This window comes from Neorhizobium alkalisoli (assembly GCF_007829835.1).
Lineage (GTDB): Bacteria > Pseudomonadota > Alphaproteobacteria > Rhizobiales > Rhizobiaceae > Neorhizobium.
The window spans coordinates 926,405-938,214 of record NZ_VIWP01000003.1; the positions used below are offsets into that span (position 1 = coordinate 926,405).

Consider the following 11,810-nt stretch of genomic DNA (forward strand, 5'->3'; position numbering starts at 1 on the left):
TGCCGATGGACGCTGAACTCTCCCCAGCCGAAATGCCGCTCGATGACCTGCTCGACCAGGTCCAGCGCGCGACGTTCCGCTATTTCTGGGATGGAGCCCATCCGGTCAGCGGCCTTCCTTACGACAAATGCCTGCTCGACGGCACGCCGGGCATCAACGCCGTCTCGATCAGCGGCACCGGTTTCGGCGTCATGGCGATCATCGTCGCGGCGGAGCGTGGCTGGATCAGCCGGGATCAGGCCTTCGAGCGCATAGAGACGATCCTGACGGGCCTTGAGAAGGCGCCGCGATATCACGGCGCTTTTTCGCATTTCATCGATCCCGTCACCAGCGAGATGATACCTTTCTCCGCCCTGGATGACGGCGGTGATATCGTCGAGACGACGCTTCTGATGCAGGGCCTGATCTGCGCCCGCCATTACTTTTCCGAGGAAACATTCGCCGCAAGGTCGCTCGGTGACCGCATCACCCGCATGTTCGACGAGGTCGAATGGACCTGGTTCAGCCGTGGTGACCATGGCGTGCTCTATTGGCACTGGAGCCCGGTCAATGGCTGGGCGATGAACCTGCCGATCCAGGGCTGGAACGAAGCGCTCTCGGCCTATGTCCTTGGCGCCGGCTCCGCAACCTTCCCGATCCCGACTCAGGCCTACCATGCCGGCTGGGCGCGCAATGGCGCCATGCTGAATGGCGAGGCCTATTACGGCACCACCCTGCCGCTCGGCGAGCCCTATGGCGGTCCACTCTTCCTGTCGCAATATTCATTCTGCGCACTCGATCCACGTGGCCTGACCGACACCTATGCAGACTATTGGCAGCAGGCCGTGGCGCATGCCCGCATCAACCGCGCCTATTGCCTGACCGTGCCGGAATATAAGGATGCCGGCGTCTGGGGCCTTACGGCCTCGGAAGCGGAAGGTGGCTATAACGCTAATTCTCCCACCAACGACCGCGGCGCCATTGCCCCAACGGCAGCGCTTGGAAGTTTTCCCTTCGTCCCGCAGGAAGCCGAGCAATCGCTCCGCGCCATGCTCGCCTATGATGGCGGCCGGCTGATGAACCGCTACGGATTGGCGGATGCCTTTTCGCCGAAAAACGGCTGGATCGCCCCGACCTATATTGCCATCGACCAGGGCCCGATCGTTGCAATGATCGAAAACCACCGCTCGGGACTGCTGTGGAACCTGTTCATGCAGGCGCCGGAAGTTCAGCGCGGGCTGGATCGACTGGAATTTTCGCGCGCGTCGGTCTGATTTTCGCGCTCAACCGAAATACAAAATAAAGACCCCTCCCCACCCTCCCCACAAGGGGGAGGGCTTAACCCGATTGCCCCGTCGAGCTTCCATTGGGGTAGAGGATAGCCGCGCGTTTTCTCCCCCCTTGTGGGGGAGATGGCCGGCAGGCCAGAGAGGGTCTTTATTTATCAAGGCGGCCGAAAATTCTCACCTGTCCCGCTCAAACACCCATTTCACGACATAATTGCCGTTCTTCTTCTGCTTGGCCTTGGTCCTGAACGTCACCGCGCCACCAAGCGCCCGCTCCGCCTCTTCGAACGCCTGCCGCGCACGGGCCATGGCTTCGTGATAGGCGGAGTTGTCGCGCCGCGGGGTTTCCGCCACCGCTTTTGCGATGGCAGTCATGTCGGGTTTGTCAGGCATGCTTTTCCTAGCGCTCGGTGAGCTTCAGCTCGATGCGGCGGTTCTGGTTGCGCGCTTCCGGCGTATCGCCCTGCGCGATCGGCTGGAACTCGCCGAAACCGGCCGCCACGAGCCGGTTCGCCGGTACGCCCTTCGAGATCAGATATTTGACGACGGAGGTCGCGCGGGCAGACGAAAGCTCCCAGTTGTCGCGATAACGTCCCGTGCCGGACAGCGGCGAATTGTCCGTATGTCCGTCGACCCGCAGCACCCAGTTGATCTCGGCCGGAATTTCCTTGGCGAGATCGAGGAGAGCAGCGGCGAGCTTGTCCATTTCGGTCTTGCCCGCATCGTCCAGCTCGTTGCCACCGACCGGGAAAAGCACTTCCGACTGGAACACGAAACGGTCGCCGACGATCCGGATATTTTCCCGATCCGACAGGATTTCGCGCAGACGTCCGAAGAAGTCGGAGCGATAGCGGTTGAGTTCCTGCACGCGGGCGGCAAGCGCAACGTTGAGGCGGCGGCCGAGATCGGCGATCTGGGTTTGTGACGAGGCATCCTTGGCCTCCGACGCCTGCAGCGCCTGTTCGACGGCGGCAATCTGCGCACGAAGGGCGGCAATCTGCTGGTTGAGAAGTTCGATCTGCGTCATCGCACGCGAGCTGACCTGCTGCTCCTGCGTCAGCTGATTGGTCAATTCACCAACCCGCGCATTGGCCGCATTGCTATTGCCGGAACCCTGCGCCAAAAGCTGCTGTAGCCGTGACCGATCGCTTTCCACCGTCGCCAGCGACGACTGCAGATTGGCAAGCTGATCCTCCATGTCCTGGTTATTGCCCTTTTCGAGCGCCAGCAGCGACGTCAGTTCGGCAATCTGGCTGTTCAGCCGGTTCAAGACTTCGTCGCGGCCGCTGATCTCGCGGCCGAGCAGAAACTGCGCCAGCACGAAGACTGTCAGCAGGAACATGATGGCCATCAGGAGCGTGGTGAGCGCATCCACGAAGCCGGGCCAGTAATCCACGCCCCGGTCGCGGTGGCGTTTCCTGCCGAGCGCCATGGCTTACTTGCCCCCGATCTTGTCGGAAAGGCGGTCCAGCGTGCGGCGCATCGCCTTGGATTCCTCCTGCTGCGCCTCGATCCAGTCGCGCAGCATCTGTTGCTCGTTGCGCATGTTTTTCACGAGACCCTGAATACCTTCGGCAAGATTGGCCATCGCCGCCAGCGACCGATCGGTCTGCGCGCCATCAGCGCCCTTGGCCTGGCCGGCGGTGAGCTTGCGCAACTCTTCGGTCAAAGCACGGATATCGTCGGACGACTTTCCGGCCGAGATGAGATCCGCACCAGCCGGTGCATCGGAATCGAGATCCGTCACCGACGAAAGCCAATTTTCAAGTTCGGTATAGAAGCGGTTCTGGGCACGACCCGCCTGAAGGTCGAGGAAGCCGAGAATGAGCGAACCGGACAGACCGAGCAGCGAGGACGAGAACGCCGTGCCCATGCCGGCCAGCGGTTGCGCCAGACCGGTCTTGATGGCGCTCAGAATATCGTTGGTGCCGCCTGCACCGGGATCAAGCGCCCCGATGACATCACTGATCGAGCCGATCGTGCCGATCAGGCCCCAGAACGTGCCGAGCAGACCGAGGAAGACGAGAAGACCGATCAGGTAGCGCGAGGTGTCGCGCGATTCGTCGAGGCGCGTGCCGATCGAATCGAGGATCGAACGGAACGCATTGGTCGACAGCGCCATCTGCTTGCGGCGGCCGATCAGCGTACGCATCGGTGCCAGAAGCTTAGGATCGCGACCGACCCTCTCGGCGCTGCCCGCAGCCCGGAAGGAATTGAACCAGCGCACTTCCGGGATAAGCGCGATCACCTGGTTGAATACCAGGATGACGCCGATCAGGAGAACGCCGAGGATGAGGCCGTTGAGGCCCGGATTGGTCTGAAAAGCGTGGGCTGCCTGACGATAAAGGATCGAGGCGACGAAGCCGACGATGATCAGGAAGAACAGCATCGTCCACAGGAACGAGGCCGGATTGGAAAGCTTGTAGCCATAGCTGCGATTCGTTTCAGACTGGTCCAGATCGTCCACATTCGCATTCGCCATGATCCGCCTTACCTCCGGTACGCCGACAGCGCCGCGCGCCGATATCGGCGCGTCCGGAACGCTGTAACCCTTTTGTAACCGTGCGGGAGGCTAGAGCAAAATTGCGACGAATTGAAGTGTCGGGGCAGTGCAAAAACTTGGGTAAACCCACAAGGTTTTAAGCATCGGCCCGATTAACACCGGCAGAATCAAAAACGGCGACAGACTATGCCTGTCGCCGTTTCGAAAACTTGGCTTAAGATCGGATCAGCGTGCCGGGATCGGACGGTTGACGACCTCGACCAGCGCCTTCTGGATATGTTCGTTGCCGGCAATGATGTTGCGGCTGGCGAAAATATCGGTCGTGCCCTTCATGTCGCTGCTGAAGCCGCCGGCTTCGCGAATGAGGAGGATGCCGGCTGCGATATCCCAGGGCGAAAGGTCGGTTTCCCAGAAACCGTCGAGACGACCGGCAGCAACATAGGCGAGATCGAGCGCGGCCGCGCCGAGGCGGCGAACGCCGGCCACTTCTTCCATCACATGGCGCAGCTCGACGAGGAACTTGCCGTGATTGCCACGGCCAAGATGCGGCACGCCGCAGCCGACGACGCAATCGGAAAGCACCTTGCGGGCTGCGACGCGGATACGGCGGTCGTTGAGGAAGGCACCGCCGCCCTTTTCAGCAGTGTAAAGCTCGTCGGTCGCCGGATTGAAGATGACGCCGGCGACGATTTCGCCATTGCGCTCCAGGGCGATGGAGACGGCGAACTGCGGAATGCCGTGCAGAAAATTGGTCGTGCCGTCGAGCGGATCGACGATCCAGCGATGCGCGCCGTCCGTGCCCTTTTCCTCTTCGCTTTCCTCGCCGAGGAAGCCGTAGGTCGGGCGGGCCTTCATCAGCTCGTCATGGACGATCTTCTCGGCCTTCAGGTCGGCCTGCGAAACGAAGTCGCTCGGCCCCTTGACGGAAACCTGGAGGTTCTGAACCTCCCCGAAATCACGGCTGAGCGATTTGCCGGCCTTCAGGGCGGCCTGAACCATGACGTTGAGGAGGGCGGAGCGAGCCATGCGGAAATCCTTGGGGTGGTCCCTGATCACGTGGAGCGGGACGGATCGGTTCTGATTTTGTCTTGATCGGCGGGTCCAGACCACAAAATCGCGTGAAATTCAAGCCCATCAGTGCCTGCAGCCATTGTAATGAAGCACCGGCTTTGACAGAACGGCGGCGCATCGGAGCATGCCGCGCAAAGCTGTGCAGTGGTTTTGCGACAAAGACATGCGACAAAACGCAAACTTGAAGCATCGCAGTAAATCCGCAGGATCGCGGCACTTCATATCGGACAAGGAGTCCCAGGCTTTGAAGATCGCATTGCCGCTCGGCGTCAGCCTCGGGCTTATGGGTGTCATGATCATGCTGTCGCTCGGCATGTGGCAGGCCCTGCCGCCAGGCACCCAGCTGCCTTACCATTTCGGTCTTGGCGGAGAAGCCGGCCCGACAGCGCCGGCACTTCTGACACTCTCCATCCTGCCGGCGGTCGGCCTTCTGGTCACGGCCGTCTTCGCGCTCGGCGCCCGGATCGACCGCCGCGTGGCATCGTCTCAGGGCACCTATCTTCTCGTCTGGCTGATCACACTTCTGGTCATTGCGCTTGCACAGGGCCTGATCATTCGCCACGCCCTGTTTTCGCTGCACGCCTAAATCAGGTTACTGGCGGCGGAACTTGTTCGCCGCGTCGATCGCCGCCTTCTGCTGGTCATCCTCGATGCCGAGATAGAAATCCTCGAGCCCGGCATCCTGCAATCCGGCGCGGCGCGAAAGCACATACCATTTCGCCGCCTCGACCGGGTTCGGCCGCGTGCCCAGCGCCTCGATATAAAGATGCGAGAGCTTGTTCTGGGCAACGACATTGCCGCGATAGGCGGCGATCCGCATCCACTGAAAGCCCTTGTCGTAATCCCGCTCGCCACCGACGCCGTTGACGAGCCAGACACCCATATCGAGCTGCGCCGTGTCGAAACCGGCCTTGGCAGCGCGTTCCAGCCACTGCCGTGCCTGGGCTTTCTTTTCCTCCGGCAGGTCCTTGAGGGTCACGTAAAGCTGGGCGACGGCATATTGCGCATCGGCAACGCCCTGCGCGGCTGCCTTCTCATAATAAGGCAGAGCCAGTTTCAAACCCTTGTCGCCGGGATTGTCGGAAACGAGGATCTGGCCCCAGTTGAACTGCGCCGAGGAATTACCGGCATCCGCCGCCTTGCGCATATATTCATCGGCCTTGGCGCGGTCGGCCTGCACATTGCGGCCGCCCATCAGCATGAGCGCATACTGGAACATCGCCGCCGGATCGCCACGCTCCGCCGCCTGGCCGTACCAGAAGGCCGCCGTCTTGGCGTCACGCTTGATGCCGTAGCCCTTGGTCATCATCTCGGCGACCAGGGTCTGCGCCGAAGCATCCCCCGCCGAAGCCCGCTTCAGCGCCAGATCGAGCGCCGTCACGTAGAACCCGCGCTGGTAGGCGCCATAGGCCTCATCCACCTTGCCGGTATAGGGTTTTTCCGGCGGAGACGGAGGAAGAACCGCGCCCATGCGCTGATAAAGCTCGACACCACCAGAGGGAACGATGCCGTCCGGCTGCTGATCGCCATCCGAAAGCTTCGAATCAGGCGCCACCGGACGCGTCATGACCTGACGGGATTTCGACGGGTCCATACGCGGCCCGGGCGCCACGATATTGGCCTGCGCCCAGCCAAAATCCGGCATTGCCGTCACAATGGCAAGGCCTGCAAGGAACATTCGGGAATAGGGCGCGACGCGAAGATAAGATGGCATGCGGCCCATCAAGCCTCAAACCGTGGCGCTTTTTCGTCCAGAACGGCGTTGATGCGACGGACGGCATCTGCGGTGCCTTCGGCGTGGTCGAAGACACCCCTGTGGAATGCCACGAATTCGGCGCCGCTTTCCGCAACCGGCAAAGCCGATTCGATATCCGTACCGGCCATGACGATGCAGGGGATCTCGATCATCGACGCCCACCATTCGGCAAGCGCGAGGTTCTTCGGATGCGCTTCCGGCTTGATGTCACCGTCGAGCTTGCCGAAGAAGATATAATCCGGCCGGGCCTCGCCGATCTCGAGCGCCGCATGGCGATCCGCTGCCCCACCTGCCCCGACGATCATCTTCGGCGCAAACTTTTCGATCGCCTCAACCAGCTCTTCCGCCTTGGCGACGAGATGCAGGCCATCCGCCTTGACGCGGCCAGCCACGCGGCTGTCCCCGGCGATCAGGGCTGCAGCACCGGCCTCCTGAATAAGCGGCACCAGCAGCTCGGCACGCTTCTGGAACAGCCCGTCATCCAGACTGTATTGCGGCAGGATGACCGAGGCGACATCGCCCGCGCCCAGCGCCTGTTCCAGCTTTTTCGCCAGATCCGCATCATCGGCGCCCTCGGGCACGATCAGCACCAGACGGCAGCGCTCTTCCTGTTTCGTCATGTTTCTTCCCTATGGCAGATCCGGCATTCCGAAATCCGCACTCGTTTTATCGTCACAAATTCGATAGACCGGAAGAATACGGGGATCAACAGCAGGTGCAGCCGAACTTCTCATGCCAGACACGTTGACCCTCGCCTTTTTCGCCGCAGCCATTCCCGCCGTATCCCTTGTCGGCCTCTCCAAGGGCGGCCTTGGCGGCGCCATCAGCCTGCTCGGCATGCCGCTTCTATCGCTTGTCGTCGATCCGGTGCGGGCCGCCGCAATCTTCCTGCCGATCCTGATCGTCATGGATATCGTCGCGCTTTGGTCCTGGCGGCATTACAATGATCGCAAGACGCTGCTGATGATCCTGCCCGGTGGCGTTATCGGCATCGCACTCGGCTGGGCGACCTCAGCCTACGTCTCCGACGATGCGCTGCGGCTGGTCATCGCCAGCGCCACCATTCTCTTCACCGTGCGTTATTTCTGGCAGGTCTACGGCCCGCACTCGAAAATTCCGACGGCCCCACTGCCGCATCGCCCGGCCGCTGCCACCTTCTGGGGCGCCTTGTCGGGTTATGCGAGTTTTGTCGCCCATGCCGGTGGCCCGCCCTTCCAGATCTACGTCCTGCCGATGCGGCTCGACCCGAAATCATACACCGGCGCCAGCATCCGCTTCTTTGCGATCGTCAATGCCGTGAAGGTTATTCCCTATTTCATGCTGGGCGCGCTCGACCAGGAAAACCTGACGATATCGGCAAGCCTTCTGCCGGTGGCGCTGATCTCCACCATGCTCGGAGCCGCGATCGTCAAGCACCTGAACTCCGAGGTATTTTACCCGATGACCTATGCCCTGGCTTTCCTGGCGGGTCTGAAGCTTCTCTGGGATGGCCTGCCGTTCTGAAGCAGAGCCTGCATCAAAAAAATCTAAAAAAGCCTTTTAGATAGAGATATCTAGATAGATTTCGCAGCGCACAATTTTGTTGCCCAACGGAGTATTTTGCCCTAGGTTTCGCGCCATGATGAGCGATCCCTTTGCCGCGATAGCCGATCCGAACCGACGCCATCTCCTTGAGGAGCTGCGACGTTCGCCAAAGACCGTGAACGAGCTGGCCGAGGGCCTGCCGATCAGCCGGCCTGCAGTTTCCCAGCATCTCAAAACCCTGCTGGACAGCAATCTTGTGACAGTCAGCGCGCAGGGAACGCGGCGCATCTATTCGGTCAACAGCCGTGGCTTCGATAAGCTCAATCTCTGGCTGGACCAGTTCTGGTCGTGACCAGGAAGCCACGACCAGAATAGGGTTTTGGATTTTTTTGCCGCCCCTCCGTGCCTCTTGACGTTACAAACCCGAGGCGGGCGGCCCACTCTCAATCAATGTTGAGAACCAGCTCTCCGTTGGAGCTAGTGACGCGTAGAGGCCTTAAGGCGTTGCATTGCATCTTTGATACGCAACTTGCGGCGCTTGATATCGGCGATTTCACGATCGTCGGAAGAGGGGGACGCGAGAATGTTCTGAAGCTCCTCCTCAAGAGCAACGTGCTTCTTTTCAAGCGATGCGATATGAGCCTGGACGGTCATGTGGCATGTTCCTTCCTTGGTAACCTGCCTCGGCTATTCCCTTAGCCGAGGCTTCAGGTTTGCAACAGAAGTGTGACACGGTTGACCGCGTTTGTCGAAGGAGAAATCGTGGTTTGAACGGGGCAAATTCATGACCGCGGCTAACTTCCAGTTAACGCGGATTGATGGTAGGAGCTTGCGAAACAAGCCCGAGACCTGCAAAAGGCCGGAACGTGAGAATGGGGACTGCGCAATGGCTGATCAGGAACAGGCGGATATCCGGCTGGCACTCGCGAAACTTCGCCAGGAGCACGAGGATTACGACGCCGCGATCAATGCCATGATCCAGACCGGCTGCGAAGCCTTGCGCATCCAGCGCATGAAAAAGAAGAAGCTGGTGATCAAGGACAAGATGACCCAGCTCGAAGACCAGATCATTCCCGATATCATCGCCTGAAGAGCCGCCAATGTCTGAGAGACCCGCCGTCGCCATCATCATGGGAAGCCAGTCCGACTGGGAGACCATGAAGAACGCTGCCGATACGCTCGACGCACTCGACATCGATTACGAGGCCCGCATCGTCTCCGCACATCGCACGCCGGACCGGATGTATGATTTTGCCAAGGGCGCCCGCGACGAAGGCTTCAAGGTCATCATCGCCGGAGCCGGCGGTGCTGCCCACCTGCCCGGCATGGTGGCGGCCCTGACGCCGCTGCCGGTCTTCGGCGTTCCGGTTCAGTCCAAGACGATGAGCGGCATGGACAGCCTCTATTCGATCGTACAGATGCCGGCCGGCATCCCGGTCGGCACGCTCGCCATCGGCCGCGCCGGTGCGATCAACGCAGCCCTTCTGGCCGCCGCTGTCCTGGCACTGTCGGACGAGGACCTTGCCGACCGGCTCGACGCTTACCGGGCAGACCATACCGCATCCGTCGCCGAATACCCGATCGACGAAGCACGCTGAGAGACAGAATGACCATAAAGACCATCGGCATCATCGGCGGCGGCCAGCTCGGCCGCATGCTGGCCATGGCCGCTGCACGGCTGAATTTTCGCACCATCATCCTCGAGCCGCAGGCCGATTGCCCTGCCGCCCAGGTTGCCAATGCCCAGATCACCGCCGCCTATGACGATCCGGCAGCACTTGCCGAACTTGGCCGCCTCTGCGAGGTCGTGACCTACGAATTCGAGAACGTGCCCGTTGCGGCAACCGAAACGCTTGCCCGCTCCGTTCCCGTCTTCCCGCCCGCCAAGGCGCTCGACGTGGCGCAGGACCGCCTGACCGAAAAACGCTTCCTCAATGGCTGCGGCATTGAGACGGCGAAATTCCATGCCGTCGACAGCCAGGCCGATCTCGAAAAGGCACTCGCAGACTTTGGCGGCAAGGGCGTGCTGAAAACCCGCCGCATGGGCTATGACGGTAAGGGCCAGCGTGTTTTCCGCTCGGCCGACGATTCGCCTGCGGGTGCTTACGAGGCGCTCGGCAGCGTGCCGCTGATTCTCGAAAGTTTCGTGCCCTTCGAACGCGAAGTCTCGATCATCGCCGCCCGCAATGCAGATGGCACCGTCGCCTGTTACGATCCGGCAGAAAACGTTCATCGCAACGGCATTCTGCATACATCCACCCTGCCCGCCCGCATTTCCGAGGCAACGGCGAAGACGGCCCGCGAATCGGCGGAAAAGCTGCTGGCCGCCGTCGATTACGTCGGCGTCATCGGCATGGAATTCTTTGTGATGGCGGACGGCACGCTGATCGCTAACGAAATCGCCCCGCGCGTCCACAATTCCGGCCACTGGACGGAGGCTGCCTGCGTGGTCTCGCAGTTCGAGCAGCATATCCGCGCCGTCGCCGGCCTGCCGCTCGGCAATCCGCAGCGGCATTCAGACTGCGTGATGACGAATCTGATCGGCGACGACATTCTTGACGTGCCCGCATGGCTCGCCAAGCCGGACGTTCTCGTCCACCTCTACGGCAAGACGGAATCCCGTCCGGGCCGGAAAATGGGCCATGTTACCGAGTTGAAGGGTGTTAAAACCCCGTCATAAGGTTGACACGGACGGACGCTCGGGTTAATTGCTCGCCCAACCTGAAGCGCGCCCCTCTTCAAAACTAGGCGGCGCGCTTTTGATTGATAGAGACAAGCGGCTCGAAAGAGCCCACAGACTGCTGGACCAGTACAATGAAGATCAAGAACTCGCTCAAGGCGCTGAAGGCTCGTCATCGCGATAACCGTCTGGTTCGTCGCAAGGGCCGCATTTACATCATCAACAAGCAGAACCCGCGCTTCAAGGCCCGTCAGGGCTGATTTCGGCATTCGGTCTTTGGTATTGCCCAGGCCGATCAAATTGTCGACAAGCGTAAATTTCGGGTTTGACCTTCGGCGCATGCGGATTACCTTATCCGCATGCGCTATTTTCGTTTGAGCCCAGTGATTCTGAGCAGCTTGTTTTTGAGCCTTGCCACCTTAGGCGGCACAGCCTTTGCTCAATCGCCCTCTCCACAGCCTCCAGTCACTCCGGCACCCGCCTCTACGCCTGCGCAGCCTGCCCCTGTCGTTGCGGCCGCAAAGCCGATCGATTCCCTGTTCGAGGCGTTGAAGCGCGAGCGCAATCCGGAAAAGGCCCGCGACATCGCCAGCCAGATCGCCATCAACCTGAACGAGTCGGGCAGCCCGACCGTTGATCTCCTGATGCAGTGGGCAGCCACCGCCATCAAGGAAAAGCGCAACCCCGCCGCACTCGATTTCCTCGATCAGGTGACCATTCTCGATCCGATCTATCCGGAAGGCTGGAACCGCCGCGCCACGCTGCATTACACGATGGGCGACAGCCGCAAGGCGATGGCCGATATCGCCGAAGTCCTGAAATATGAACCCCGCCATTTCGGCGCCCTCGCGGGCATGGCCGGCATCCTGATGGAATCGGGCAAGGACGATCTCGCGCTCAAAGCCTGGGAACGTTATCTCGACGTCTATCCCGCAGACCGAAAGGCGCAGAAGGCCGCGGCCGATCTTTCCGAAAAGATCGCCGGCAATCGCACCTGATCGACGCATCTCT

At 60.9% G+C, this 11,810-nt stretch carries 16 protein-coding genes; 9 read left to right on the forward strand and 7 right to left on the reverse strand.

The genetic code is table 11. The annotated features are described in order from the left end of the window. Window positions 1-5: 5 nt before the first annotated feature. Entirely contained in the window at window positions 6-1,253 is a 1,248-nt protein-coding gene (locus FHW37_RS15435; RefSeq protein ID WP_145637912.1) for a glucoamylase family protein, read from the forward strand. A gap of 189 nt (window positions 1,254-1,442) precedes the next feature. Here the strand turns inward: FHW37_RS15435 and FHW37_RS15440 are convergent, their stop codons facing one another. The 4 genes from FHW37_RS15440 to FHW37_RS15455 form a co-directional block, all read right to left on the reverse strand. Beyond that, complete coding sequence (locus FHW37_RS15440) at window positions 1,443-1,658, reverse strand: hypothetical protein (RefSeq protein WP_145637914.1); 216 nt, start codon at window positions 1,656-1,658, stop codon at window positions 1,443-1,445. A 7-nt stretch (window positions 1,659-1,665) separates the two neighbouring features. Next, entirely contained in the window at window positions 1,666-2,697 is a 1,032-nt protein-coding gene (locus tag FHW37_RS15445; RefSeq protein WP_145637915.1) for a peptidoglycan -binding protein, read from the reverse strand. 3 nt (window positions 2,698-2,700) lie between these two features. After that, a complete protein-coding gene (locus FHW37_RS15450; protein ID WP_145637917.1) occupies window positions 2,701-3,747 on the reverse strand; it encodes a flagellar motor protein MotA in 1,047 nt (348 codons plus the stop codon). A 246-nt stretch (window positions 3,748-3,993) separates the two neighbouring features. Next, the gene (locus FHW37_RS15455) at window positions 3,994-4,794 is read right to left on the reverse strand and encodes an inositol monophosphatase family protein (protein WP_145637918.1); all 801 of its coding nucleotides are present in this window, start codon (window positions 4,792-4,794) and stop codon (window positions 3,994-3,996) included. Window positions 4,795-5,083: 289 nt separating this feature from the next. On the opposite strand from FHW37_RS15455, the gene FHW37_RS15460 reads away from it, so the two are divergent. Then, window positions 5,084-5,425 (forward strand): hypothetical protein, encoded by a 342-nt coding sequence (locus FHW37_RS15460; RefSeq protein WP_145637919.1) that lies wholly within the window; start codon window positions 5,084-5,086, stop codon window positions 5,423-5,425. Between the two features lie 6 nt (window positions 5,426-5,431). Here the strand turns inward: FHW37_RS15460 and FHW37_RS15465 are convergent, their stop codons facing one another. Next, complete coding sequence (locus tag FHW37_RS15465; protein WP_145638087.1) at window positions 5,432-6,484, reverse strand: tetratricopeptide repeat protein; 1,053 nt, start codon at window positions 6,482-6,484, stop codon at window positions 5,432-5,434. 77 nt (window positions 6,485-6,561) lie between these two features. Next, window positions 6,562-7,215: a thiamine phosphate synthase gene (locus FHW37_RS15470; protein WP_145637920.1), complete on the reverse strand. Its 654-nt coding sequence runs from the start codon at window positions 7,213-7,215 to the stop codon at window positions 6,562-6,564. Window positions 7,216-7,327: 112 nt separating this feature from the next. On the opposite strand from FHW37_RS15470, the gene FHW37_RS15475 reads away from it, so the two are divergent. Continuing rightward, window positions 7,328-8,098 carry a sulfite exporter TauE/SafE family protein gene (locus FHW37_RS15475; RefSeq protein WP_145637921.1) on the forward strand — a complete coding sequence of 257 codons (771 nt, stop codon included), beginning with the start codon at window positions 7,328-7,330 and terminating at the stop codon, window positions 8,096-8,098. Between the two features lie 115 nt (window positions 8,099-8,213). Continuing rightward, on the forward strand, window positions 8,214-8,471 hold the full coding sequence (locus FHW37_RS15480) for an ArsR/SmtB family transcription factor (RefSeq protein ID WP_432442853.1): 258 nt from the start codon (window positions 8,214-8,216) through the stop codon (window positions 8,469-8,471). 125 nt (window positions 8,472-8,596) lie between these two features. Here the strand turns inward: FHW37_RS15480 and FHW37_RS15485 are convergent, their stop codons facing one another. Next, on the reverse strand, window positions 8,597-8,773 hold the full coding sequence (locus FHW37_RS15485) for a YdcH family protein (protein WP_145637923.1): 177 nt from the start codon (window positions 8,771-8,773) through the stop codon (window positions 8,597-8,599). A gap of 232 nt (window positions 8,774-9,005) precedes the next feature. Between FHW37_RS15485 and FHW37_RS15490 the strand changes: the two genes are divergently transcribed. From FHW37_RS15490 to FHW37_RS15510, 5 genes are all read left to right on the forward strand, one after another. Next, on the forward strand, window positions 9,006-9,209 hold the full coding sequence (locus tag FHW37_RS15490; RefSeq protein ID WP_145637925.1) for a YdcH family protein: 204 nt from the start codon (window positions 9,006-9,008) through the stop codon (window positions 9,207-9,209). 10 nt (window positions 9,210-9,219) lie between these two features. Continuing rightward, window positions 9,220-9,717, forward strand: a complete 498-nt coding sequence (gene purE / locus FHW37_RS15495) for a 5-(carboxyamino)imidazole ribonucleotide mutase (protein ID WP_145637927.1) — start codon at window positions 9,220-9,222, stop codon at window positions 9,715-9,717. Window positions 9,718-9,725: 8 nt separating this feature from the next. Next, window positions 9,726-10,799 (forward strand): 5-(carboxyamino)imidazole ribonucleotide synthase, encoded by a 1,074-nt coding sequence (locus FHW37_RS15500; protein WP_145637929.1) that lies wholly within the window; start codon window positions 9,726-9,728, stop codon window positions 10,797-10,799. 134 nt (window positions 10,800-10,933) lie between these two features. Then, window positions 10,934-11,059 (forward strand): type B 50S ribosomal protein L36, encoded by a 126-nt coding sequence (ykgO, locus tag FHW37_RS15505; protein ID WP_006726873.1) that lies wholly within the window; start codon window positions 10,934-10,936, stop codon window positions 11,057-11,059. Between the two features lie 99 nt (window positions 11,060-11,158). Then, entirely contained in the window at window positions 11,159-11,797 is a 639-nt protein-coding gene (locus tag FHW37_RS15510; protein ID WP_145637931.1) for a tetratricopeptide repeat protein, read from the forward strand. Window positions 11,798-11,810: the final 13 nt, after the last annotated feature.

Bases quoted from the DNA above. Each gene is read 5' to 3' on its own strand.
- FHW37_RS15435 (WP_145637912.1), top strand. From the start codon at position 6: ATGGACGCTGAACTCTCCCCAGCCGAAATGCCGCTCGATGACCTGCTC.
- FHW37_RS15440 (WP_145637914.1), bottom strand. From the start codon at position 1,658: ATGCCTGACAAACCCGACATGACTGCCATCGCAAAAGCGGTGGCGGAA.
- FHW37_RS15445 (WP_145637915.1), bottom strand. From the start codon at position 2,697: ATGGCGCTCGGCAGGAAACGCCACCGCGACCGGGGCGTGGATTACTGG.
- FHW37_RS15450 (WP_145637917.1), bottom strand. From the start codon at position 3,747: ATGGCGAATGCGAATGTGGACGATCTGGACCAGTCTGAAACGAATCGC.
- FHW37_RS15455 (WP_145637918.1), bottom strand. From the start codon at position 4,794: ATGGCTCGCTCCGCCCTCCTCAACGTCATGGTTCAGGCCGCCCTGAAG.
- FHW37_RS15465 (WP_145638087.1), bottom strand. From the start codon at position 6,484: ATGCCGGATTTTGGCTGGGCGCAGGCCAATATCGTGGCGCCCGGGCCG.
- FHW37_RS15470 (WP_145637920.1), bottom strand. From the start codon at position 7,215: ATGACGAAACAGGAAGAGCGCTGCCGTCTGGTGCTGATCGTGCCCGAG.
- FHW37_RS15475 (WP_145637921.1), top strand. From the start codon at position 7,328: ATGCCAGACACGTTGACCCTCGCCTTTTTCGCCGCAGCCATTCCCGCC.
- FHW37_RS15480 (WP_432442853.1), top strand. From the start codon at position 8,214: ATGATGAGCGATCCCTTTGCCGCGATAGCCGATCCGAACCGACGCCAT.
- FHW37_RS15485 (WP_145637923.1), bottom strand. From the start codon at position 8,773: ATGACCGTCCAGGCTCATATCGCATCGCTTGAAAAGAAGCACGTTGCT.
- FHW37_RS15490 (WP_145637925.1), top strand. From the start codon at position 9,006: ATGGCTGATCAGGAACAGGCGGATATCCGGCTGGCACTCGCGAAACTT.
- purE (WP_145637927.1), top strand. From the start codon at position 9,220: ATGTCTGAGAGACCCGCCGTCGCCATCATCATGGGAAGCCAGTCCGAC.
- FHW37_RS15500 (WP_145637929.1), top strand. From the start codon at position 9,726: ATGACCATAAAGACCATCGGCATCATCGGCGGCGGCCAGCTCGGCCGC.
- ykgO (WP_006726873.1), top strand. From the start codon at position 10,934: ATGAAGATCAAGAACTCGCTCAAGGCGCTGAAGGCTCGTCATCGCGAT.
- FHW37_RS15510 (WP_145637931.1), top strand. From the start codon at position 11,159: ATGCGCTATTTTCGTTTGAGCCCAGTGATTCTGAGCAGCTTGTTTTTG.